This is a genomic window from Litoribacter ruber, assembly GCF_018449405.1.
GTDB classification, from domain to species: Bacteria; Bacteroidota; Bacteroidia; order Cytophagales; family Cyclobacteriaceae; genus Litoribacter; species Litoribacter ruber.
This window is the reverse complement of record NZ_JAHCMY010000001.1, coordinates 17,951-41,252: the sequence shown is the minus strand read 5'-3', so window position 1 is coordinate 41,252 and position 23,302 is coordinate 17,951. Positions and strand designations below refer to the sequence as shown.

Sequence of the window (23,302 nt, the reverse complement as noted above, 5' to 3'; positions counted from 1 at the left end):
CAACCGTGCATCTCTCGATTATTTGTTTAATTTTGCACCAATTTAGCCAAAAGTTCTTAACAGACTAAAAACCTCTCAACAGCATGCCTAAAGATAGTAGCATCAAACACGTCCTCATTATCGGTTCAGGTCCCATCGTTATCGGCCAAGCTTGTGAATTTGATTACGCCGGTTCACAGGCTGCCAGGTCTTTGAGGGAAGAGGGTATCAAAGTTACCCTTATCAACTCAAACCCGGCCACGATCATGACTGACCCAGTGACTGCGGACAACATTTACCTATTGCCTTTGGAGAAAAAATCCATCGTCAAAATTCTAACCGAGCATCCGGATATCGACTGCGTACTTCCTACCATGGGTGGACAGACAGCTCTGAATCTGGCCATCGACTGCGATAAGGCCGGAATCTGGAAGAAATTCAATACCAGGATGATCGGGGTGGACATTGATGCCATAGACACAGCAGAAAACAGGGAGAAATTCAAAGCCCTCTTGGAAGAACTTGGCGTGGGTGTCTGCATGGGTAGAACAGCCACATCCTATCTTCAGGGACACGAAATCGCCCAAGAAATCGGTTTCCCGCTTGTAATACGTCCTTCCTACACCCTCGGGGGTACCGGAGGCGGATTTGTGGAAAAAGCTGAAGACTTTGAAAAAGCACTGACAGCAGGCCTTACCGCCTCTCCTACCCACGAAGTACTTATCGAGCAAAGTATCTTGGGCTGGAAGGAATACGAACTGGAAGTACTGAGAGACAGCATCGGTAATATGGTGGTGATCTGTTCAATTGAAAACTTTGACCCTATGGGCGTGCACACAGGTGACTCCATCACAGTGGCACCGGCGATGACGCTTCCCGACACCGTGTATCAGGAACTGAGAAATCAGGCCATCCGTATGATGAACGGAATCGGTAATTTTGCCGGGGGATGTAACGTACAGTTTTCTGTAAGCCCTGACAACAAGCAAATTATCGGAATTGAAATAAACCCAAGGGTATCCCGCTCTTCAGCCCTGGCATCCAAAGCTACCGGTTATCCAATAGCCAAAGTAGCTGCCAAGCTAGCGGTGGGTTACAACCTTGACGAAATACAAAACTCCATCACAGGCACTACTTCGGCTTTCTTTGAGCCGGCGATTGACTATGTGATTGTGAAGATCCCAAGATGGAACTTTGACAAGTTCAAGGGCTCTGACAGGAAACTTGGTCTATCCATGAAAGCGGTGGGTGAAGTGATGGGTATCGGAAGAAACTTCCAAGAAGCCCTTCAGAAAGCCTGCCAGTCATTGGAGATCAAAAGAAACGGCCTTGGCGCCGACGGAAAAGAGCTTAGAGACCAGGATGCCCTGCTTTACAGCTTGGCCAATCCAAGCTGGGACAGACTTTTCCACGTATATGATGCCTTCAAACTAGGCGTTTCCTTCAAAACCATATATGAACTTACCAAAATCGACAAGTGGTTCCTCAAGCAGATTGAAGAACTGATCCATCTGGAAGCAGAAATCAGTAAGTTCAAACTGGACACCATCTCCAAGGAGCTTATGCTTACAGCCAAAAAGAAAGGCTACGCAGACAGGCAGCTAGCTCACTTGATGGGATGTCTTGAAAGCGAGGTCTTTGACAAGCGCTACAAGGAAATGGGTATCATGAGAGACTATAAGTTGGTGGACACCTGTGCCGCTGAATTTGAAGCCCAAACTCCTTACTACTATTCTTCATTCGGTGAGGAAAACGAAAGTATTGCCACAAATAAAAAGAAAATAGTAGTCCTTGGGTCTGGACCAAATAGGGTAGGTCAAGGGATCGAATTTGACTATAGCTGTGTTCATGGGGTACTTGCTGCCAAAGAGTGTGGCTACGAGACCATCATGATCAACTGTAACCCGGAGACGGTTTCTACGGATTTTGACATTTCCGACAAGCTTTATTTCGAGCCTGTATTCTGGGAGCACATCTATGAAATCATCCTCCACGAAAAGCCTGAGGGCGTAATCGTGCAGCTGGGTGGACAGACCGCCTTGAAGATTGCCGAGAAGCTTGACAAATACGGCATCAAAATCATTGGTACCAGCTTTGAAGCCTTGGATTTGGCTGAGGATAGAGGCCACTTCTCTACACTATTGAAAGAAAACGATGTGCCTTACCCTGAATTTGGCACTATCCACAATACAGACGAGGCCCTTGAGCTTTGCAAAACTATCGGTTTCCCGCTACTGGTAAGACCTTCTTATGTATTGGGCGGCCAGGGAATGAAGATCGTGATCAACGAAAAAGAACTCGAAGAGCACGTGGTAAACGTACTTCGGGATATTCCAAACAACGAAATCCTACTAGATCACTTCCTCGAGGGAGCCATAGAGGCGGAAGCAGATGCCATCTGTGACGGTGAAAACGTCTATATTATCGGTATCATGCAGCATATCGAACCAGCCGGAATCCACTCCGGTGATTCTTATGCGGTATTGCCTCCTTACAACTTGGGGGACCTGGTGATGAGACAGATCGAAACCTACACAGAGAAAATCGCCCTGGCCTTGAAGACCAAGGGCTTGATCAATATTCAGTTTGCCATCAAAAATGATAAGGTTTACGTGATAGAAGCCAACCCAAGAGCTTCCAGAACGGTTCCTTTCATTTGCAAGGCGTACAGAGAACCTTACGTCAATTATGCCGTAAAGGTAATGTTGGGAGAGAAAAAGGTTACAGATTTCGATTTCAAGCCGTATAAAAACGGCTATGCGATCAAGGAGCCGGTATTCTCCTTCCACAAGTTCCCGAATGTCAACAAAGAGCTCGGTCCAGAGATGAAGTCTACCGGAGAAGCCATTTACTTCATCGACGATCTTATGGATGATTATTTCCTAAAGATTTACGGCGAGAGGAACTTGTACTTAAGTAGATAAGGTTAATACGGGAGCGGTCTTATACTGCTCCCTCGTTTTTGACTTCAAATACCAACAATTACAAAATGGGATTTATCTTAAAATTCATCATCATCACCTTCGCATTGTCCTGGATCTTCACCAACCTGCTCCGCTTCTTTTTGAAGAGCAAGCTAAAGCGGTTTTTTGACCAGATGCAACATGTGCAGCAGCAGGAACGCCCCCATAGCCGCCCTGCCGATGGCAATGTAAATGTGGATTTCATCCCCAAATCAGAAAAAAAGAAACCCACCCCGCCCCGCGAAATCGACGGCGAATACGTGGACTACATAGAAGTGAAGGATTGATTTCCTTCACTTTTTTTTATATCTGTAGTTCTGCACATCAGTGTACCGAGAGTCCACTTCATTAATTCATCATTCATCATTCTACATTCACCATTCACCATTCACCATTCCATTCCCGTGGCTGCACCAAAACCTACTTCGAACTTCTAATTTTCGTACTTACGGATGGGTACCAAGTACAACTTACCACGTACCAGGTACACCGCAGGACATGCCACTCTGTGGAGCAATTTGGAGGCTTTTCTGTAATTAATCGTTTCTTACTTTCGTGACCCTCCCTCCGAGCTGCGCTCTTCGGATGGGACATCAGTGCACCGAGAATTACTTCATTATTCATCATTCATCATTCATTATTCATCATTTCCCTTCCGTGGCTGACCCGAAACCTACTTCGAGCTTCTAATTTTCGTACTTGCGAATGGGTACCAAGTACAACGTACCAGGTACCAAGTACACCGCAGGACATACCGCTCTGAGGAGCAATTTGGAGGTTTTTCTGTAATTAATCGTTTCTTACTTTCGTGACCCTCCCTCCGAGCTGCGCTCTTCGGATGGGGCATCAGTGCACCGAGAATTACTTCATTATTCATCATTCATCATTCATTATTCATCATTTCCCTTCCGTGGCTGACCCGAAACCTACTTCGAGCTTCTAATTTTCGTACTTGCGAATGGGTACCAAGTACAACGTACCAGGTACCAAGTACACCGCAGGACAATACCGCTCTGTGAAGCAATTTGTAGGCTTTTCTGATATCCACCGTTCTTATTCTCGCCTCCCTCCCTCCGAGCTGCACTCTTCGGATGGGGCATCAGTGCACCGAGAATTACTTCATTATTCATCATTCTACATTCATCATTCTACATTCCATCACGTAACCCCCTTATCTAACGTAATTTATTTTTCACGAAACCAATATAAACTCATATAATTTTACTAAATTCACAACACATAGGTTTTTAGTATGAGAAAGTCAGCTTCCATAGCGCTTTTATTGTTTTTCTCTTTTTACCAGTTCGGGTATTACTACTTCTATCTGGCCCTTTCCCAAAATATTGAGGAAAATTGGAGCCATTTGGTCTATAGCGATGATTTTGCTCCTAATGCCCTAATACTGGAAGTACCTATCTCCATTCCCTACATGACCGATCAGGAAGAGTTTTCTGAAACCAACCTGACATTCAGCAAGGACGGGAAAAGATTCAGGGCAATCAAGCAAAGATATGCTAATGACACCCTGCAGCTGGTGTACACACCCGACACCGCCCAAAACACCCTGGACATGGTGGTCAAAAACTGGGTGAGCAGCCTCACAGGTGAGCAGCTGCCCAATTCTCCTCTGAAAAACTTTGTCTATTCATTCCATAAAGACTTCACCTTTCCTGATTTTCAGGAAAGGACGTTTGTTTTGTTTCACTCCAAAAATGGCTACCCCCACGAGGCTGAGAACATGCTAATTCATCGAGCTTCCTCGGTACCCTCTCCCCCTCCGGAAGTTTGAACATTTTTCTCTAACCTTTCAAAATGAAAGGGGTTCAAACTCACTTATTACTTCAACCAATGAAATTAAAATTTTACTCTTTATTGATTCCTGCCCTTTTATGGTGCGGGCTGGAATCCTATGGTCAGGGTTGTGTGGCAATCCGTCAATTCTCCGGTGTAGGCAATGCCATTGGTCAGGGCAACCTACTCGAAAAAGGGGAATGGAACTTCAACACCAACTACCGCTACTTCAAATCCTTCCGCCACTTTAGAGGCACGCACCAGGAAAGGGAACGGGTAGCCAACAACACAGAAGTCATCAACTGGTCCCACGGACTGGATTTCAACATTAGTTATGCCTTTTCCAGCAGGGTATATGGAATTGTTAGCCTGCCTTTGGCCTACAATGAAAGAAGCAGCCTCTATGAACATGGCAGAACGGAGCGTCACATGACTTATAGTGGAGGTCTGGCCGACATGCGGATCGGGGCCGGGTACTGGATTTTGGGTGAGGAAAAATCAAAATCCGGAAACATGGCATTTGGAGCAGGCATCAAACTGCCCACCGGGGATTATAATGCCCTAGGGATCTTTTATAATGTAGGGCCAAATGGTGAACCGCAAACCCGGCCTGTTGACCAATCCATACAGCTGGGCGATGGTGGAGTGGGGCTTATACTCGACATGCAGGGCTACTGGTTTATACCAGGCAACCTGGTCTGGTATTATGACGGCTTCTATATGTTTAACCCCAGAAACACCAACGGCACTCAAACTTTCCGGGCCCGTCAAAGCGAGGGTATTATGAGCGTGCCGGATCAATATGCGTTCAGAACTGGGCTTCTGAAAACCATCCCCAAAATCCACGGATTGGGTTTCACGCTAGGTGGAAGAATCGAAGGTATTCCGGTAAGGGACTTTATTGGTGAAAGCGACGGGTTCCGCCGTCCGGGCTACATCATTTCCGTGGAACCGGGAGCCAGTTATATGATCGGTAACTTTACGACCACGCTCAATGTCCCCATTGCCCTTATCCGCAACAGGACCCGTAGCTTGACCGACATCGCAGACTCCACCCCGGACAACATCCGTCACGGTGACGCTGCCTTTGCCGACTACCTAGTCAACCTCGGTTTCGCCTACCGCCTGGCAAAAAAACAACCTACTCCATTTAAACTCAATTAACCCCATACACAACCTTCCAGGTCTCGTGGCAATCACTGCCCTGGAAGGTTTTTTCCGAATCATTTGTCACGTCCTAAATTTACTTGACACTTTTTTTTTCAAGCTTTTAAATTTTTCTCCGCGAAGTGGCCTTTGTGAAACTTCGTGAAAACTTTGTGGCCTTTGTGGCCATTTTCTTACCTTTCCTTCGTACCTCGTACTTCTAACTTCGTACTTACGCATGGGTACAAAGTACTAGGTACCAAGTACCAAGTATACCACAACAGGACAATGCCGCTCTGAGGAGCAATTTGGGGGTTCCTCTGTAATTAATCGTCTTTACTCTCGCAACCCTCCCTACGAGCTGCGCTCTTCGGATGGGGCATCATTGTACCGAGAATTACTTCATTATTCATCATTCATCATTCATTATTCATCATTTCCCTTCCGTGGCTGACCCGACACCTACTTCGAACTTCTAATTTTCGTACCTACGATTGGGTACCAAGTACAACGTACCAGGTACCAAGTACACCGCAGGACATACCGCTCTGAGGAGCAATTTGGAGGTTTTTCTGTAATTAATCGTTTCTTACTTTCGTGACCCTCCCTACGAGCTGCGCTCTTCGGATGGGGTAACATTGTACTGAGAATTACTTCATTATTCCCGCCACGCCTGTGCGCCGTGGCGTAGCGGGCAAGCATTTATTATTCATCATTCATCATTCTACATTCTCCCGCCCATTAGAGTCTGCCTTTGAACAGGAGCAAATCCGAATGGCAAATGGGCTGGTCGCCAAAAAAACTCCGTGTAACTCTGTGTCTCTTTACCTCCGCGAAGAAGCCTTTGCGCCCTCTTTTTACCTTCGTGCACTTTGTGGCCAATTACCTCCGCGAAGTGGCAAACTCCGTGTAACTCTGTGCCAAACTCTGCGAAACTCTGTGCCCCTTTTCTTCCGCGAAGAGGCCTTTGTAAAACTTTGTGCACTTTGTGGCCAATTACTCCGCGAAGAGGAAAACTCCGTGTCCCCTTATCTCCGCGAAGAGCCCTTCATACTTCCCCTCCTATCTTCCTCCATTCGCCCTGATATCATTCCTGCAATTCTCATCCAAAGGAGGGATGAAGCCGCCATCGATGACGTTCAGCAGGCCGGCAGTTTCTACCGCCCAATACATCAGGCAGCTGGAATTGTCGCAATGGCCACCGTGGTTGGGATCCTCGTGGGGCTCCACCATGTCGGAACCCACATTTACCAAGCCCATCAGGTGCCCTATCTCATGGCGGGTGACGGTGTTTTCCAAAAGTGACCGGCTGGGCCTTCCCACGGTGTCGGAGTTTTCCCGCATCCTTCTTCCAAACAATGCAATGGAATTGCTCCTGTGCACCAACCCAAACGTGAAGCTTCCTCCTGTATCCTCGGCAGAATACCCATCCAAGATCAACAGGTAAAGCCCCACTTTCCGACCTTGGTTGTAGGAACTCCGGTTGGCGTCCTCAATGGCTCGGATATCAGCGATGGAATAGCTTTCTTGCCTGCCGGGAGCTATTGCGGTCAAATAGATATCTATTCCACCTGGCTTATTTGTCAGTTCCTCAAGAAACTCCCTAATGTTGTCCACCAAGCCCGGCGTGGGCTCAAAGCCTACCATATATTGGATCTCCAACTGCAGAGACTGGAAATGCTGACTGGAAAGGATTTCACGGGCTGCGGCTCCAATGGGTCTTCGAGCCGAACGCAGATCCCTGGCAGCATTGTCATCCAAATCCTCTGGGGATACATTTTCACACCCCACCTGAAAAAAGGCTAAAAACAGAAGGAAAAAAATAAATAAAGGCGATTTTCTCATGTTTTGATTTTTGTCGGAACTGTTGACGCTAAGTTTTTTCTGGCCAAGGCCATCAGCACTAGGGATAATACACAAAGGCTCACCGCAATCAAGGCAAGCACATAGGAGCCGGCCTGATAATTTTGCCAAGCAAACAAAATTAATGAGCTAATAGTTACAGCAAACATGAAAAACATGGGGATCAACACAAATTTTGCATTGATCTGCTGCCTAATCAGCCATACGGCCACCGTGAGCAAAGCCAAGGCTGCCAACAATTGATTTGCAGAGCCAAAAATCGGCCAAAGATTTGCAAACCCACCCGAAAGCAACAACAAGGCACTCAGCACGATCACGATGAAAGTAGATGCATAGCGGTTTTCACCAAAGAAACGACCAGGCCTGCTTTGGGATTGCTCGAAGTACTCCTGAAAAGTAAATCTAGCCAACCGCGTACAGGTATCGAGTGTCGTCATGGCAAAAGCCGAAACCGTAAGTGCCACAAAGCCCACCGCAAAGGCCGGAGACAGGCCCAGGGTAGTCACCATACCCCCCAGCCCATCGGCAAACAGACTCACCGGCCCCTCATCAGATAACCTCAGGTTATATTCCTGCCGGCTGATCACAATCACAGCCCCAATGGAAATGATGGCCAGAAATGACTCTATCAGCATTCCTCCAAAACCGATTAACTTAACATCCTTTTCTTGGTCTATCTGCTTTGAGGTAGTCCCTGAGGCTACCAGGGAATGGAAGCCGCTGATCGCCCCACAGGCTATGGTCACAAATAAGACTGGAAAGAGATACCCCAGATTTTCTGCCTTAAACTGCACCTGTGTATCCATCTCGATGGTGGGATTGGCTACCACCACCCCAACAATGGCAGCTAACATCAGCCCGTAAAGCAAAAAGCTGTTTAGATAATCCCTTGGCTGTAAAAGGATGGAAACTGGGGCTACCGAGGCCACGAAGCCATAAGCCAGCAAAATCCCGATCCATAATTCATAGGAAAGCACAAATGGATGCTGCATCCCCAGATACACAAAATAATACATCAACACCACCCCAGCCACAGAGGCCACCACAAATTGCATCCGTGACCTCACCTGCTTGCTCACCCAACCAAACGCGACAGCAAGACCAATAAACAGTATTGAAGCAGTAGCCACCCCGGGGTTGGACACAAAGGTCTTGGCAATAATGTCGGCAAAAACCCCGATAATCAATATCAAGGTTGAAAAGCTGAAAACCACGAAAAGCTGCTTTCCCTTTTCCCCAATGTTGTTTTGAATAATCACACCAATGGATTTGCCCTCATTCCGAAGCGAGGCCACCATGCTGCCGAGATCATGGACAGCACCGAAAAATATCCCACCCACCAGAATCCAGATCACGGCCGGGATCCATCCAAAAGCCACTGCGATAATCGGCCCCACGATCGGGCCCGCTCCCGCAATAGAGGCAAAGTGATGGCCCAACACCACCACTGGCTTGCTCGGTATATAATCAACCCCGTCCCGGTGTTTGTGGGAAGGGGTCAGGTTGGCATTGTTGATCTTGAATTTCCGGAACACATACTTCCCATACAGAAAATAAGCCCCCACAAGGACTACTGCTGAAAGTATATATAGAGTGACTAATGGCATAAATATCTTGGGTAATTGTAAGGATAGGGCCCTTTGCAGACCTTAATTTACCACATATTATATTTTTTGTACATTTATTGAAGCAAATTTTAACCACAACCTATTACATCCAACCTATTCACCTATGCAAGAACAATTGGTTTTCTTCTCCGCATTAGTGCTTACCATGCTTTTAAGTCATCTTTTGGTCTACCTGGTTTTCCCCTTGGTGGCTAAGATCTTCTATAAACCCAAGCTGCCAAAAGCGCAAAGGGCCATGATGCGGTTTTCCCACTCCTTGAAATTCGCCCTGTTTTTCATCTTATGGCCAATTGCCGAACCCTACGTGTCCCCGGAAACCATGGCCTATATCCGGTCCCATGTGCTCTTCCAGATTTTCCTGATCATCAATATTGCATGGATTTTCATTGAGCTCACCAATGTGCTTCGCTATTATTTCATTGAACATTATAACTTTGAAAAGGATGACAACCTGAGGGAGAGAAGGATTTTCACCCAACTGGATTTTATCCGCAAGATCATCGTACTCATTATTGTCATAGTAGCCTTTGCTTTTATCCTGATGAGCATAGAGACCGCCAGGAAAATCGGGGCCGGACTGCTCACCTCTGCCGGGATTGCCGGATTGATCATAGGTTTTGCCGCTCAAAGATCCATTGCCAACCTCCTTGCAGGGTTTCAGATAGCTTTTACCCAACCCATCAGGATCGACGATGTGGTGGTGGTAGAAGGCGAATGGGGAAAAATCGAGGAGATCAACCTCACCTATGTGGTGGTCCGCATCTGGGATCAGCGGCGGCTCATCCTGCCGATCAACTATTTTATAGAAAAGCCATTCCAGAATTGGACCCGCACCACAGCCAACATCTGGGGCACAGTCTTTTTATACGTGGACCACACCGTGCCGGTAAAAATCCTGAAGACCAAATTAAAAGAACTCCTGGACGCCACACCCCTCTGGGACGGCAAAGTACAGGTGCTGCAGGTGACCGATGTGCGGGAAAGGGTGGTGGAACTCCGCTGCCTGATGAGCGCTCGGGACAGCCCTTCGGCATTTGACCTGCGCTGCTACATCAGGGAGGAAATGATCATTTACCTTCAGGAAAACTATCCCGAAACATTGCCCAAGACTAGGGTGTTAATGGAGCAGGACAAGGCTCCCAAAATCCCTGAACTGTAGCAAATAAATGAAGGGTATTCAAGATTAGGTTTTATTTAATGGATATTACCTATAAATTTGTACTCCCTGAATAAACATTTTCAGCCTTAAACAGAACAATATGGCTTGGTTTAAAAGAACAGATAAAGGAATTAAAACCTCTACCGAGGAAAAAAAAGATGCCCCTGACGGACTTTGGTTCAAAACCCCTCAAGGAAATATCATTCACACCCGCGAGCTAAAAAACAACTCATACGTTTGTCCAGATGATGATTATCATGTCAAAATCGGCTCCAAGGAATATTTCGAAATACTGTTTGACAACAACCAGTTCAAAGAATTGGACGCAAACATGACCAGCGGTGACCCGTTGAATTTCACCGATAGCAAGCCATATCCGGCAAGAATTGAAGCCACCATCAAAAAAACTGACCTGAAGGATGCCGTAAGATCTGCCGTGGGTAAAATTGACGGACAGGACATCGTGATCGCCTGTATGGACTTCAACTTCATCGGCGGATCCATGGGTTCGGTGGTGGGCGAGAAGATCGCAAGAGCAATTGACCACTCCTTGAAAAACAAAATACCCTTCCTGATGATTTCCAAATCAGGAGGCGCCAGAATGATGGAAGCCGGCTTCAGCTTGATGCAGATGGCCAAGACTTCCGCCAAACTTTCCCTCTTGGATGATGCCAAAATCCCATACATTTCCCTTTTGACCGACCCTACCACCGGTGGCGTTACCGCATCTTATGCCATGCTGGGCGACTTCAATATCGCCGAACCAGGCGCTTTGATAGGGTTTGCAGGCCCACGAGTGATCCGCGAAACCATCGGAAAAGACCTTCCTAAAGGCTTCCAAAGTTCGGAGTTTGTACTCGAACACGGTTTCCTGGATTTCATCATCGACAGAAGGCAACTCAAGTCCAGGCTTTCCACCTTACTGAGGTTGCTTAAGAACTAACTGGGGCAGCCCGAATGATTAAGGGGAAAAAAGGGGCTTCAAATGGCCGTTTTTACCGAATTATAAATATATTTGTACTCCCTTAACCGAGGGTGTATAATACTGAAAAACAAAAAGAAAAAAGTCGTTAAATGAGTTCAGTAATCATTACTTCGATTGTAGCATTTACTCTGATTATTTTGCTACTTGTTTTCATCCTGCTTTTTGCCCAGTCCAAACTGGTACAATCAGGGGATGTTAAAATTATTGTCAACGGGGACGAGAAAAACCCGATCGTGGCTTCTGCCGGGTCGACTCTTCTCAACACGCTTGGCGGTAAGAAAATCTTCCTTCCTTCTGCCTGCGGTGGAGGGGGTACTTGCGCGATGTGTAAGTGTGTCATCGAAGAAGGTGGCGGGGAAGTCCTTCCAACGGAAGTTGGTCACCTAAGCAGAACCGAGCAAAAAGAGAAAGTTCGTCTTTCCTGCCAGGTGAAAGTAAAACAGGATATGAGAATCCGCATCCCAGAGGAAATCTTCGGGATCAAGAAGTGGGACTGCGAAGTGGTTTCCAACTACAACGTATCCACCTTTATCAAAGAATTTAAAGTTAAACTTCCTGAAGGCGAAACTTTGGATTTCGAATCAGGAGGATATATCCAGATCGACGTTCCGGCCATCACTGTAAACTTCAAAGATATGGACATCACGCCACATCCAGAGTTGGGTCACCCAGCTGACGTTTACAAGAGCGACTGGGATAAGTTTGGACTTTGGGACTTGACCATGAAAAATGACGAAGAGCTCTTCAGAGCTTATTCCATGGCCAACCACCCTGCTGAAGGTAACATTGTAATGCTTACCATCCGTATCGCAACCCCACCATGGGATAGGGCCAACAACAAGTGGATGGACGTCAACCCAGGTGTTTGTTCTTCTTACGTATTCTCTCGTAAGCCGGGCGACTTGGTGACCATCTCCGGTCCTTATGGTGAATTCCACATCAACCCAACTGATAGAGAGATGATCTACATCGGTGGTGGTGCTGGTATGGCTCCATTGAGATCCCACATCTTCCACCTTTTCCATACAGAGAAGACTGGCAGAAAAGTTTCTTACTGGTACGGTGGTAGATCCAAGAAAGAATTGTTCTACGTGCCTCACTTCAGAGACATCGAGAAAGATTTCCCTAACTTCAACTTCCACATCGGTCTATCCGAGCCTCTTCCTGAGGACAACTGGAAGATCAAGAAGTCCTTGGAAGACAAAGAAGGTGACGGTTATGTAGGGTTTATCCACCAGGTGCTGTACGACAACTACCTGAAGGATCACCCTGAGCCAGACGAAATTGAGTACTACCTATGCGGACCTCCATTGATGAACTCAGCAGTACTTAAATTGCTAGATGATATGGGAATCCCTAAGGAAAACATCAGATTTGACGACTTCGGAGGTTAATCCGACTACATACAAAGCCCCGCGAAACCCGCGGGGCTTTTTGTTTTTATGCCATAAAGGGAAAAAATTAAAGGATATTCATTAATTTTAGATTCTATCAATGATTCACCTATGGATTTAGAGTTCTATTTTGACCCGATACCGGAATCCCTCACCGAGACCAAATTTCCCCTAAATTCCTTTTTCAGCCATATCCACCATTACGGGGAAACTTTTCCCGACCTGGAAGGCATGCAGATAGCCATAATCGGACTTACTGACGGAAGGGGAATCAAGGACAACAGGTCCATCGAAAATGCGGCAACGGAAATCCGGTTGAAATTATACGACCTCAAAAGGGGACTTGGCCACTATAAGGTCGCCGACCTCGGAAATCTCCGAAACGGCGTGGACCTGAAAGAGACCTATCTTCGCATCCAAACCGTAGGCGAACAGTTGATGAAAATGCAGATCCTGCCTATCTATATCGGCGGAAGCCATGACCTTGACTTTGGCCAATACCTCTCTTATGAAGGAATGAAAAAGCTGGTCAGCATGCTCACCGTGGATGCCAAAATAGACATGGAAGATGAGGGAATGCCCAACGAGGTACACTCCCAAGACATCATCCTGCACCAACCCAACTTCCTTTTCAATTACACCCAACTGGCCTATCAAAGCTTCCTGACCGACCGCGACCTGGTCAACGTGATGGAAAAGCTTTACTTTGACCATGTCCGACTGGGGCAATTGAGGGAAAATTTCAAGGAAATCGAACCTTTGATCCGGAATGCGGATCTGTTGAGCTTTGACATTTCATCCATCCAGTCGGCAGATGCTCCCGGGGCCGCAGATGCACAGCCCTTTGGCCTCACCGCCGAAGAAGCCTGCCAGGTGTGTTGGTTTGCAGGTATGAACGAAAAGCTAAGCTCCATAGGCATCTATGGGTACCAGCCCTATTACGACGACACGCGCTATAAAACAGCCGCGGTGATTGCCACCATGATATGGTACTTCATTGAAGGATTTTACCATCGCAAGGACAGCCTTTCCTTTCAAAGCAACGATTACACCAAGTACACGGTATCCCTGGATGCCAAACCCTCCACCTTTATTTTCTACAAAAGCAACATCAGCGGAAAATGGTGGATGGAAGTACCCCATTCCGGCAACCAAAAATACGACAGGGAAACCATCATCCCCTGCAGTTACCAGGATTACCAGATTGCCCAAAGCGGGGAGATCCCCGAACGCTGGATCAATGCCCAGCTCAAAATGTATTAATAATGAGAGATATTACCAGGCAGCAGCTTGCCCTTCGCAACGGGCAGGACAAGCCTGAAATTTGGATAGCCTATGCGGGAAAAGTGTATGATGTGAGCAGCTCCAGACTCTGGAAAAATGGCAAACATTATGAACACTGGGCTGGTCAGGATCTGACCGATGAGCTGAAAGATGCACCCCACACCCAAAATGTATTTGATAAATTTGAGCCCATAGGGCAGTTAGTATAAAATGATATTAATAGCGGATAGCGGTTCCAGTAAAACTGACTGGAGAACAATAGGACACGAAGGACAGATAAACCAATTCAGAACAGTAGGCTTCAACCCCTACTACCAAAGCTTGGAAGAAATGGTGGCCGGACTCAAACAGCCCTCATTGCTCAACCTCAAGGATGAGGTGACCCAGATTTATTATTATGGGGCGGGATGTTCCAGCATCAAAAACAACAAAATCGTGGAGCACGCCCTCAAGCAGGTATTCCCAAAAGCCAGCATAGAGGTACACCACGACCTCCTGGCAGCGGCCCGCGCCACCTGCGGAACCAATGCCGGTATCGCCTGCATCTTGGGTACAGGGTCTAACAGCTGCGACTATGACGGACAACAGATCGTAAACACCCGTCCAGCTCCAGGATATATCTTGGGCGATGAAGGAGGGGGATCCTATATTGGAAGGCAGTTTTTACATGACTTTATCTATGAAGAAATGCCCGACAACATGCGCGATTTGGCCATAGAGGAATACCAGCTCACCAGTCAGGACATCCAGGAAAACGTGTACCAAAAACCCTTCCCGGGAAGGTATATGGCAAGCTTTTGCCGATTCATCACCCAACATAAAAACGACCCCTACTGCTACAAGCTATATCAAAAGGCTTTCCACGATTTCTTCCGGATCCATGTCATGAAGTATGACAATTATCAGGAGAAGCCTGTCAATTTTGTTGGCTCCATAGCCTATTACAACAGCGACATCCTACGTTCGGTGGCCTTTGACCTGAATATATCCGTCAACATCATTCTTGAAACCCCAATCGCGGGACTTACCCTATTTCACAAAGAGAAAATATGAGTACTACCGAAAGCAATTCCTATTACGACAACCTGGAAAACATGACTGTGACCGAACTGATCGGCAACATGAACAAGGAAGACAAAACCGTGCCCCTGGCTGTGGAGAAAGCCTTGCCGCAGATTGAAGCACTGATAGAGCAGATCGTGCCCAGAATGCAGGCTGGAGGAAGACTTTTTTATATCGGTGCGGGCACCAGCGGTCGCTTGGGCATCCTCGATGCCAGTGAGTGCCCCCCTACCTATGGCGTACCCTTCGATATGGTGATCGGCATCATTGCCGGAGGCGACAAGGCCATCAGAAAAGCCGTCGAAAATGCCGAGGATGACCGAAACCAGGCTTGGCCCGACATTCAGGAATTCGGATTCAACCAAAACGACACCGTAATCGGAATTGCCGCCTCAGGTACCACCCCATATGTGATTGGGGGCCTGACCAAAGCCCGGGGAGAAGGCCTGCTCACCGGCTGCATCACCTGCAACTCCGGCACCCCGGTAGCCCAAGCTGCCGAATACCCGGTGGAAGCTGTGGTAGGCCCTGAATTTGTAACCGGCAGTACCCGAATGAAATCAGGCACCGCCCAAAAGCTCGTCCTCAATATGATCTCCACCAGCGTGATGATAAAATTGGGCAAGGTCAAAGGCAACAAAATGGTGGACATGCAGCTATCCAATGAAAAGCTCGTCCAGCGAGGCACCCGCATGATCATGGAAGCCACCGGCATAGATGCCGACCACGCCCAGCAACTGCTCCTCACTCACGGCTCCGTCCGCGCGGCAGTTGCGCATTATGAAAGACAGAAATAGGTTTAAAAGCCTGCCTGCCGGCAAAGGCAGGTTTATTCCCGATCACCGCTTCGCGGATCGGGAGGTTTAGATTTTTAGGAGACGAGAATATATACTAAGGACGAAGGAGTTCTCGCTAAACTAGTCACTAATCCCGAAGAGCGAAGCTCGTAGGGAGGGCTACAAAAGCAAGAACGACGGATAATTTCACCACTTAAGAATGGTAGAAAAACTTCCGATGGTGGAAGTACTTGGTACTTGGCACTTGGTTCTTGGTACTTGGTACTTGGTACTTGGTACTTGGTACTTGGTACTCGTTACCCCCTCCAACCCCCTAAACAATCCCGAAACGCATACAGCGCAGCTATGCGTTTCGGGATGACTAAACCCCTAAACCGCCTCAACCTCCGCATTCAACGAAATCAAATACTTCCTCCCCGAAGCCACCTCCAGGCATACCACCCTAGTTCTCCTGGTGTCCTCTTTCGTAAACACACGCCCCCTAAGAGAAAAAGACTGGCCAACTTTAATGTCAGTAAGAAACAAAGGCCTGTTCAAGCCTTCCTGAAAGCTGAGATCATACTTCTTAAGCTCGCGGCTCAGAAAAACATCCGCACCACTGCTCGCTTTGGGATTGAGCATGTGTCTTTTCAGCGGAATAAGGATATCCTTGGGAAAAACCAAGTCAGAAAGCATAGGGGCCAAAAGTTTGCGGAACACCATTTTCCACTCCGGTCCGTGAGGTCTCACGCCAAGGCCAAAGTCACGGTAAACCCTGTGATGGGCTACTTCATGGATGTAGGTAATGAGAAATTGATAGGGATTGAGATCATAATTGATAGTGATGGTCTGGACATCCCTGTCACGCCTATACCTGAAATCCCCCAGCTTGGAGCTCCTGCTCCTTGAAATCACAAACCTGAACGGATCCTCCTTCCAAAGATCAAAACAATACCCCGCCGCATCCCCCGGCACATGATCCACAAAAGCCTGATAAATCTTTTTCTCCATTTCCATTCCTGAGCAAATATAGAAAAAACCTTCCATTCTCATCCCCCCCAAACCCCATCCGAAGAGCGCAGCTCAAGGGAGGGCTCCGAAAACAAGAACGACGGGTAACTTCACCACCTGAGAATGACAGGAAAAACCTCCGATGGTGGAAGTACTTGGTACTTGGTACGTTGAACTTGGTACCCTTTAATAAGCACAAAAAAACCTTCCAGATCTATCACTCTCACGAGACCTGGAAGGTTTTACTTACGCAACTTTCATCCCCCCATACCCCATCCGAAGAGCGCAGCTCAAGGGAGGGCTCCTAAAACACCACCGACGGGTAACTTCACCACCTGAGAATGACAGGAAAACCCTCCGATGGTGGAAGTACTTGGTCCTTGGTACGTTGTACTTGGTACCCTTTAATAAGTACAAAAAAACCTTCCAGATCTATAACTCTCCCGAGACCTGTATGGTTTTACTTACGCAATTTTCATCCCCCCATACCCCATCCGAAGAGCGCAGCTCAAGGGAGGGCTCCTAAAACACCACCGACGGGTAACTTCACCACCTGAGAATGACAGGAAAAACCTCCGGTGGTGGTGTAAGTACTTGGTACCTGGTACCTTGTACTTGGTACCCTTAAGTAAGCACAAAAAAAACCTTCCAAGTCTATCATTTTCACGAGACCTGGAAGGTTTTACTTACGCAACTTTCATCCCCCCATACCCCATCCGAAGAGCGCAACTCAAGGGAGGGCTCCGAAAACAAAAACGGTAAATAACAAAATAGCCTTGGAAATGCCTGCAAAAAGCGATTTGTCCTACGGTGTACTTAGTACTTGGTACCTGGTACTTGGTACCCATTAATAAGCACAAAACACCTTCTAGGTCTATCCGTATTTGACCACAGCCGACAGCCGACTACGGACCGTGGACAAAAAAAAAGCCCCAGTCTCCCGGGGCTCTTGATTCTTAAATAAACCGCTGATTAAGCAGCAGTCTCTTCAGTTTCCTCTTCTTCAACTTCAACTTCCACTTCTTCTGCCTCAATTTCTTCAGCTTCAACTTCAGTAGTCTCGTCGATGATCTCAACGTTCTCTTCAGTCTCTACTTCTTGAGTTCCACAAGCTGAGGTAAAAATCATACCTGCTACAGCTAACAATGCGAATAATTTCTTCATGGTGTTGTTTGTATTTCTTTTAAATTTAAGCATCAAAGTTACACACAAGTTATAATTTGTCAAGCTTTCACCGAAAATTATTTTTATTTCTTCTTATATGTAATCTTTATTGGAACTCCTTTAAAATCAAAATGCTCTCTTATTCTGTTTTCCAGATATCTCGTATAGGGGGATTTGATATACTGGGGCAGGTTGCAGAAAAAGGCAAACACAGGATTTCTGGTTGGCAACTGGGTGATGTATTTGATCTTGATATACTTCCCCTTGTATGCCGGCGGCGGATAACGCTCGATTTCGGCCAACATCTTGTCGTTCAACTTTGATGTAGGCACCTTTCTGGTTTTATTTTCATATACCTCCACGGCAAGCTCGATAGCCTGGAAAATACGCTGTTTGCCCATCACAGAGGTAAAGATGATCGGGATCCACTTGTTTTCACCAAGCTTTTCCATCATATCCTCCTTGAATCTCTCCATGGTTTTGTGGTCCTTTTCTATAAGGTCCCATTTGTTGACCATGATCATTACCCCCTTGCTGTTTTTGATCGCAAGTGAAATCAGATTCACATCCTGGGCCTCAAGACCCCTAGTGGCATCTACCATCACGATCACCACATCGGATTCCTCCAGCGTACGCAGCGAGCGCATCACAGAATAGAACTCAATATCCTCTTTTACTTTGGCTTTCTTACGGATCCCGGCTGTATCGGTAATGATAAAATCCTTTCCGTAAAGCTTGTATCGCGTATGGATAGCATCCCTGGTAGTACCGGCTTCATCAGTTACGATAGACCTTTCCTTACCCAAAAGAGCGTTTAGAAACGAGGATTTACCCACGTTTGGCCTTCCCAAAATGGAAATCTTCGGGATTCCGAAATCCGGATCCTCCAATCCATCCTCACTAAGGTGCTTGATTACCTCATCCAAAAGGTCACCCGTGCCCGCACCACTTACCGCGGCGATGGGAAACACTTCGTTTTCACCCAAACCAAGGGAATAAAACTCATTGGCCATCAACAGGCGCTCCTGGTTGTCGGCCTTGTTGGCCACTATAAAGATGGGCTTTTTCGATGACCTCAACTCGTTGGCAAATTCCTTGTCCAGATCCGTAAGACCGTCAAAACAATCCACCACAAAAAGAATCACCGAAGCCTCTTCCACAGCAAGTTTTACCTGCTTTCTGATCTCGGCTTCGTACACATCGTCCGAACCGATCACATATCCCCCCGTATCGATCACGGAGAAGAATTTGCCGCCCCACTGGGCATGGCCATAATGGCGGTCACGCGTCACCCCGCTCATGTTGTCCTCAATGGCCTTTCTTTCCTCTACCAACCTATTAAAAAACGTGGATTTCCCCACGTTTGGCCTTCCTACTATTGCTACTATATTCGACATTGCTGTTCTCGTCTCTTATTGGTCGTAACCAAATCTTCTTAATTTGTTTTTGTTTTTTCTCCAGTTCTCCTCCACCTTCACGTGGGTCTCCAGAAAAACCTTCTTTGCGAAGAACCTTTCCAGTTCTTCCCTTGCCTGTATGCCCACACGCTTGAGCGCGCTGCCTTTGTCACCTATGATGATGCCCTTTTGGCTGCTTCTTTCCACGTAGATTTCGGCACGGATACGGATGATGTTTTCCTCCTCGAAAAAGTCCACAATAGCCACTTCCGTGCTGTAGGGGATTTCCTTCTTGTAGTTGGTGAAAATCTTCTCCCGGATAATCTCAGAAGCGAAGAAACGTTCCGGACGGTCGGTAAGTTCCTCTTTATCATAGAAGGGCGCATGCTCGGGCAGCCTCTCCACGATCTCGTCAAGCACCTTTTGGATGTTGAAATTCTCAGCCGCGGATATCGGGATCACCAGCTCATGCTTGACCTTCTCGGTCCAGTAGGCGGTTACCTTGTCGAGTTGGTCCTCTTTGTTGAGGTCGATCTTGTTGATGACCAGCAGCACAGGCACCCCTGATCTGTTGATCTTTTCGATCACCTCCTCGATTTCCTCATCGTTCTCATAGAGGTCGGTCACAAACACGATCACGTCGGCATCCTCCAGGGACATGTTGACGAAGCTCATCATACTTTTGTGCAACTCGTATTTGGGTTTCAGCATGCCGGGGGTATCGGAGAAGACAATCTGGTAATTGTCATCGTTCATGATCCCCAGGATACGGTGGCGTGTGGTCTGTGCCTTGGAGGAAATGATGGAGAGCCTCTCTCCCACCAGGGCATTCATGAGCGTGGATTTCCCCACATTCGGCTTACCCACGATATTTACAAATCCGGCTTTATGAGAAATTTCGGTCATTACGGCAATTTTTTCCACAAAGATACTCTAAAAATCTCAATCTTTGGAATTTAATACCGTTTCCCTCACCCCCCGATCTTCAAATCAGAAGAAAAACATAGCGCGCAAATCAAATTGGTCACAAAGTCACACCAAGTAAAAAAAAGAAGTCGCACCAAGTTTAAATAAATCACCCCTTCACCAACTCTCATTATCTCACTCTCCCTCCCTCTCCCTCTCTGCGCCCCTTAAAAATCTTCGCGTATTTCCGAGATTTTTTTCTCTGTGCCTCTGGTTCTCTGTGGTGAAACAACCCACAATATTCCGGTTCCAAATTGGTCACAAAGTCGAAGAAGTTCCAATAAAGTCGCACCAAGTCTAAATAAAATCTCCCATTCTCCCCCTCTCACACTCTTCCTCTCTGCGCCCCTTAAAATTCTTCGCGGTAGTATTTCCGAGTTTTTTTTCTCTGTGCCTCTGGTCCTCTGTGGTGAAACAACCCAAATAGGCCCCAAAGTCGAAGAAGTTGCGGTTAGTATTTCCGAGTTTTTTTCTCTGTGCCTCTGGTCCTCTGTGGTGAAAAAACTTTCAGTCTATAAAACAAAAAAAAGGATACCGTTTCCAGTATCCTTCGTAGTAGCGGGAACAGGACTATCGTACTTATTTTAAAATCATTCCATTAGCTTTGAAAGCGGACAATTACGGGGACAGGACAAGTCCGTTTTACAGATTTGAACGTATTTGAATTAAATTTCCCATTTTCAATTCGGAAGGTCGATTTTCACATCCATTACCTTTGAAGGCTTCGGGGGAAAAAGTCACCCCCTTCCCTTTTCTTGCATTCTTTGCATTCCTTGCACCACCAGCTTGTAGGGCATGCAAAAGATGATTTAGATGTGACAATAGTGCAAGAGAAGTGCAAAGAGTGCAACCTTGTTTGGCAAATTAAACATTCTGATTTTGATGGACGCAAAATCAGCACTCAAATATGGGTTTGGAAAGGAGTTCCCGAAATGTCTTGTATGAATAGCTTAGGATGATTACCTTTTATAAGATTTTCTTCCACTTATGCTCTGCGCTCAGATTTAGAAGATAAGCGGGTTTCGGGGAGAGGGTTTAAATTCTGTATAAAATTCACATTTAAATGAGTATATCAGAAAACTGCTTAAAATTTCTACTTGAAAAAAAGTGGCTTGAACTTAATCGAGTTCTATCAGAAGAGAAAAATTGTTTGGAATTAGCGTCAGACCCAGTATTTTCAATTTTTGAAAATAATTTGGTTTCGGAAATTCGAAAGTTTGAAAATGAAAATTCAGAGAACCTATCAAATGTACTCACCAGAATTTTCCAATTAAACCAGAATCTAAAGATTTTAAAGCTTTCCAATACTTGCTTAAAACAAATAGCAGAATACCTATTTCAAAAGCATCCTTCGGAAAAATACGCAAAGCTTCTTCCCGATAATGAATTAGCCAAAAGGTTTTTGGATGCTCTCTCCAAAGAAAGGGTACTACAGGCAGAAAAATCCATTTTAGCCTCAAAATTGAATATCAATGTTGGAATGGCTGGAGATTTGGATTTTTCAAAATCCATTATTAATTCTCCCCAAGAAGTGGAGCTGTATTTGGCAGCAAAGTCCTTGTTCGAAACTGAAATTTTATTACCAAATACTTCTCTTAGTTCAATTATCGACTCAAAAATAACGAAACTCTTAGATAAAAAGACTTGTGATTTCTTTTTCCGATCTACTTTGGACCTATGCATTGTAGATGTCACTGACTTTAAGCCTAGGTTCTTTATTGAACTTGACAGTAGTTGGCACGACATACACGAACAACTTGAGAAAGATAAGATGAAAGATGAAATTTTCAGGAAAGCTGGTATGACATTGCACCGACTAAGAAAAAAGGAAAACAAATCAATGAAAGAGGCATTTGAATTATACTTGAAGAAAAATTACGGAAGCCAAAATTGAGAGGCTTTTTGCTTGAATGCTATCAAACTTCATAAATCCATGATATTTTTTCTTTTTCCTGCCATGTAGAAAGTTGTTAATAGCTACAAGACTAATAATATTCATGGAAAACGGCCCAGTGAACTCCGGATTAGGAGCGGGTTGCTATAAAAAAACCGGCCCAATGGCCTCTGGAATCCCCAGCCTTAATTTTGGCCCGTTGGTTCCCGAAATAACCCGGTATCAACGTAAACTCTGGTCCATTGAGGTCCGTTTTAGAAAAAGCCCGATTTCTTAAAGAAGTTAGTGAAAAGGGAGTGCAAAGAATGCAGGACTACAAGCATCCGGCCTTGCTTTAGGCTTCATTTAGTTGTCGGATTACAGAATTATCAGTAAATTACTTTACTGAGTCATATGGCATTCCATGGAAGAAAAAATAAACATACCGGATCTCAAGCTATCCCAATTATTCCGGAAAGGGATATTTTGGGACGTTGACATTGATCTTCTTGATGTGAAGAGAGATGCATATTTCATTATACCAAGAGTATTGAACAGGTTTATGTTTCACGAGGTATTCCTGGAAAACCTTGAAAGAATCTATCCAAGAGTCCTTATTTGTTACTATGCGGTGAACAGTGGTGAAATTCGGGGCAATGAAAAAACTGAATTCCTTGCCAAAAGGTACGGGTTAAGGCCCGAAGATTTTATAAATTTTATCCCGCCTGAAATGATGTAACTGGACTGAGGACTACTATTACCTTAAATTGCAACCTACAATCAGTGAACCGCCCTAAACGAGACCCAAATTCGGGCAGCTAAGTCTATTTTTAGGGTTTTTATCAGTTATTTAACAACTAA

20 protein-coding genes are annotated in these 23,302 nt (G+C 46.0%); 14 read left to right on the top strand and 6 right to left on the bottom strand.

Annotated features, from left to right (window positions below; genetic code table 11):
* Positions 1-83 precede the first annotated feature (83 nt).
* From carB to KI659_RS00190, 4 genes are all read left to right on the top strand, one after another.
* Positions 84-2,903 (top strand): carbamoyl-phosphate synthase large subunit, encoded by a 2,820-nt coding sequence (gene carB / locus KI659_RS00205; RefSeq protein ID WP_213943329.1) that lies wholly within the window; start codon positions 84-86, stop codon positions 2,901-2,903.
* 65 nt (positions 2,904-2,968) lie between these two features.
* Entirely contained in the window at positions 2,969-3,229 is a 261-nt protein-coding gene (locus KI659_RS00200; RefSeq protein ID WP_213943328.1) for a DUF4834 domain-containing protein, read from the top strand.
* Between the two features lie 965 nt (positions 3,230-4,194).
* Entirely contained in the window at positions 4,195-4,731 is a 537-nt protein-coding gene (locus tag KI659_RS00195) for a hypothetical protein (RefSeq protein ID WP_213943327.1), read from the top strand.
* A gap of 59 nt (positions 4,732-4,790) precedes the next feature.
* Positions 4,791-5,897: a hypothetical protein gene (locus KI659_RS00190; protein WP_213943326.1), complete on the top strand. Its 1,107-nt coding sequence runs from the start codon at positions 4,791-4,793 to the stop codon at positions 5,895-5,897.
* 1,044 nt (positions 5,898-6,941) lie between these two features.
* Here KI659_RS00190 and KI659_RS00185 read toward each other — a convergent pair.
* Both KI659_RS00185 and KI659_RS00180 read right to left on the bottom strand, forming a co-directional pair.
* Positions 6,942-7,724, bottom strand: coding sequence for a hypothetical protein (locus KI659_RS00185; RefSeq protein WP_213943325.1), 783 nt, complete (start codon positions 7,722-7,724; stop codon positions 6,942-6,944).
* Positions 7,721-9,349: a carbon starvation CstA family protein gene (locus KI659_RS00180; protein WP_213943324.1), complete on the bottom strand. Its 1,629-nt coding sequence runs from the start codon at positions 9,347-9,349 to the stop codon at positions 7,721-7,723. Before KI659_RS00180 ends, KI659_RS00185 begins: the two co-directional genes overlap by 4 nt.
* Positions 9,350-9,473: 124 nt before the next feature.
* Between KI659_RS00180 and KI659_RS00175 the strand changes: the two genes are divergently transcribed.
* The 8 genes from KI659_RS00175 to KI659_RS00140 all read left to right on the top strand — a co-directional run bounded on the left by KI659_RS00175 (position 9,474) and on the right by KI659_RS00140 (position 16,412).
* Entirely contained in the window at positions 9,474-10,529 is a 1,056-nt protein-coding gene (locus KI659_RS00175) for a mechanosensitive ion channel family protein (protein WP_213943323.1), read from the top strand.
* Positions 10,530-10,629: 100 nt separating this feature from the next.
* Positions 10,630-11,472: an acetyl-CoA carboxylase, carboxyltransferase subunit beta gene (gene accD / locus KI659_RS00170; protein ID WP_213943322.1), complete on the top strand. Its 843-nt coding sequence runs from the start codon at positions 10,630-10,632 to the stop codon at positions 11,470-11,472.
* Between the two features lie 131 nt (positions 11,473-11,603).
* Positions 11,604-12,908 carry an NADH:ubiquinone reductase (Na(+)-transporting) subunit F gene (nqrF, locus tag KI659_RS00165; RefSeq protein WP_213943321.1) on the top strand — a complete coding sequence of 435 codons (1,305 nt, stop codon included), beginning with the start codon at positions 11,604-11,606 and terminating at the stop codon, positions 12,906-12,908.
* Between the two features lie 111 nt (positions 12,909-13,019).
* Complete coding sequence (locus tag KI659_RS00160; protein WP_213943320.1) at positions 13,020-14,171, top strand: formimidoylglutamase; 1,152 nt, start codon at positions 13,020-13,022, stop codon at positions 14,169-14,171.
* A 2-nt stretch (positions 14,172-14,173) separates the two neighbouring features.
* On the top strand, positions 14,174-14,401 hold the full coding sequence (locus tag KI659_RS00155) for a cytochrome b5 domain-containing protein (RefSeq protein WP_213943319.1): 228 nt from the start codon (positions 14,174-14,176) through the stop codon (positions 14,399-14,401).
* A 1-nt stretch (position 14,402) separates the two neighbouring features.
* Positions 14,403-15,245, top strand: coding sequence for an N-acetylglucosamine kinase (locus KI659_RS00150; protein WP_213943318.1), 843 nt, complete (start codon positions 14,403-14,405; stop codon positions 15,243-15,245).
* Positions 15,242-16,051, top strand: a complete 810-nt coding sequence (murQ, locus tag KI659_RS00145) for an N-acetylmuramic acid 6-phosphate etherase (RefSeq protein ID WP_213943317.1) — start codon at positions 15,242-15,244, stop codon at positions 16,049-16,051. The genes KI659_RS00150 and murQ overlap by 4 nt, the downstream gene beginning before the upstream one ends.
* Positions 16,052-16,250: 199 nt before the next feature.
* Positions 16,251-16,412, top strand: a complete 162-nt coding sequence (locus KI659_RS00140) for a hypothetical protein (RefSeq protein WP_213943316.1) — start codon at positions 16,251-16,253, stop codon at positions 16,410-16,412.
* An 8-nt stretch (positions 16,413-16,420) separates the two neighbouring features.
* On the opposite strand, the gene KI659_RS00135 is transcribed toward KI659_RS00140, so the two are convergent.
* From KI659_RS00135 to era, 4 genes are all read right to left on the bottom strand, one after another.
* On the bottom strand, positions 16,421-17,047 hold the full coding sequence (locus KI659_RS00135) for a SprT-like domain-containing protein (RefSeq protein WP_213943315.1): 627 nt from the start codon (positions 17,045-17,047) through the stop codon (positions 16,421-16,423).
* A 966-nt stretch (positions 17,048-18,013) separates the two neighbouring features.
* Positions 18,014-18,238 (bottom strand): hypothetical protein, encoded by a 225-nt coding sequence (locus KI659_RS00130; RefSeq protein ID WP_246535236.1) that lies wholly within the window; start codon positions 18,236-18,238, stop codon positions 18,014-18,016.
* A gap of 50 nt (positions 18,239-18,288) precedes the next feature.
* Entirely contained in the window at positions 18,289-19,602 is a 1,314-nt protein-coding gene (gene der / locus KI659_RS00125) for a ribosome biogenesis GTPase Der (protein ID WP_213943314.1), read from the bottom strand.
* 15 nt (positions 19,603-19,617) lie between these two features.
* Positions 19,618-20,508, bottom strand: a complete 891-nt coding sequence (gene era / locus KI659_RS00120; protein WP_213943313.1) for a GTPase Era — start codon at positions 20,506-20,508, stop codon at positions 19,618-19,620.
* A gap of 1,123 nt (positions 20,509-21,631) precedes the next feature.
* On the opposite strand from era, the gene KI659_RS00115 reads away from it, so the two are divergent.
* On the top strand, positions 21,632-22,462 hold the full coding sequence (locus KI659_RS00115) for a DUF2726 domain-containing protein (protein ID WP_213943312.1): 831 nt from the start codon (positions 21,632-21,634) through the stop codon (positions 22,460-22,462).
* 403 nt (positions 22,463-22,865) lie between these two features.
* The gene (locus tag KI659_RS00110) at positions 22,866-23,180 is read left to right on the top strand and encodes a DUF6922 domain-containing protein (protein WP_213943311.1); all 315 of its coding nucleotides are present in this window, start codon (positions 22,866-22,868) and stop codon (positions 23,178-23,180) included.
* Positions 23,181-23,302: the final 122 nt, after the last annotated feature.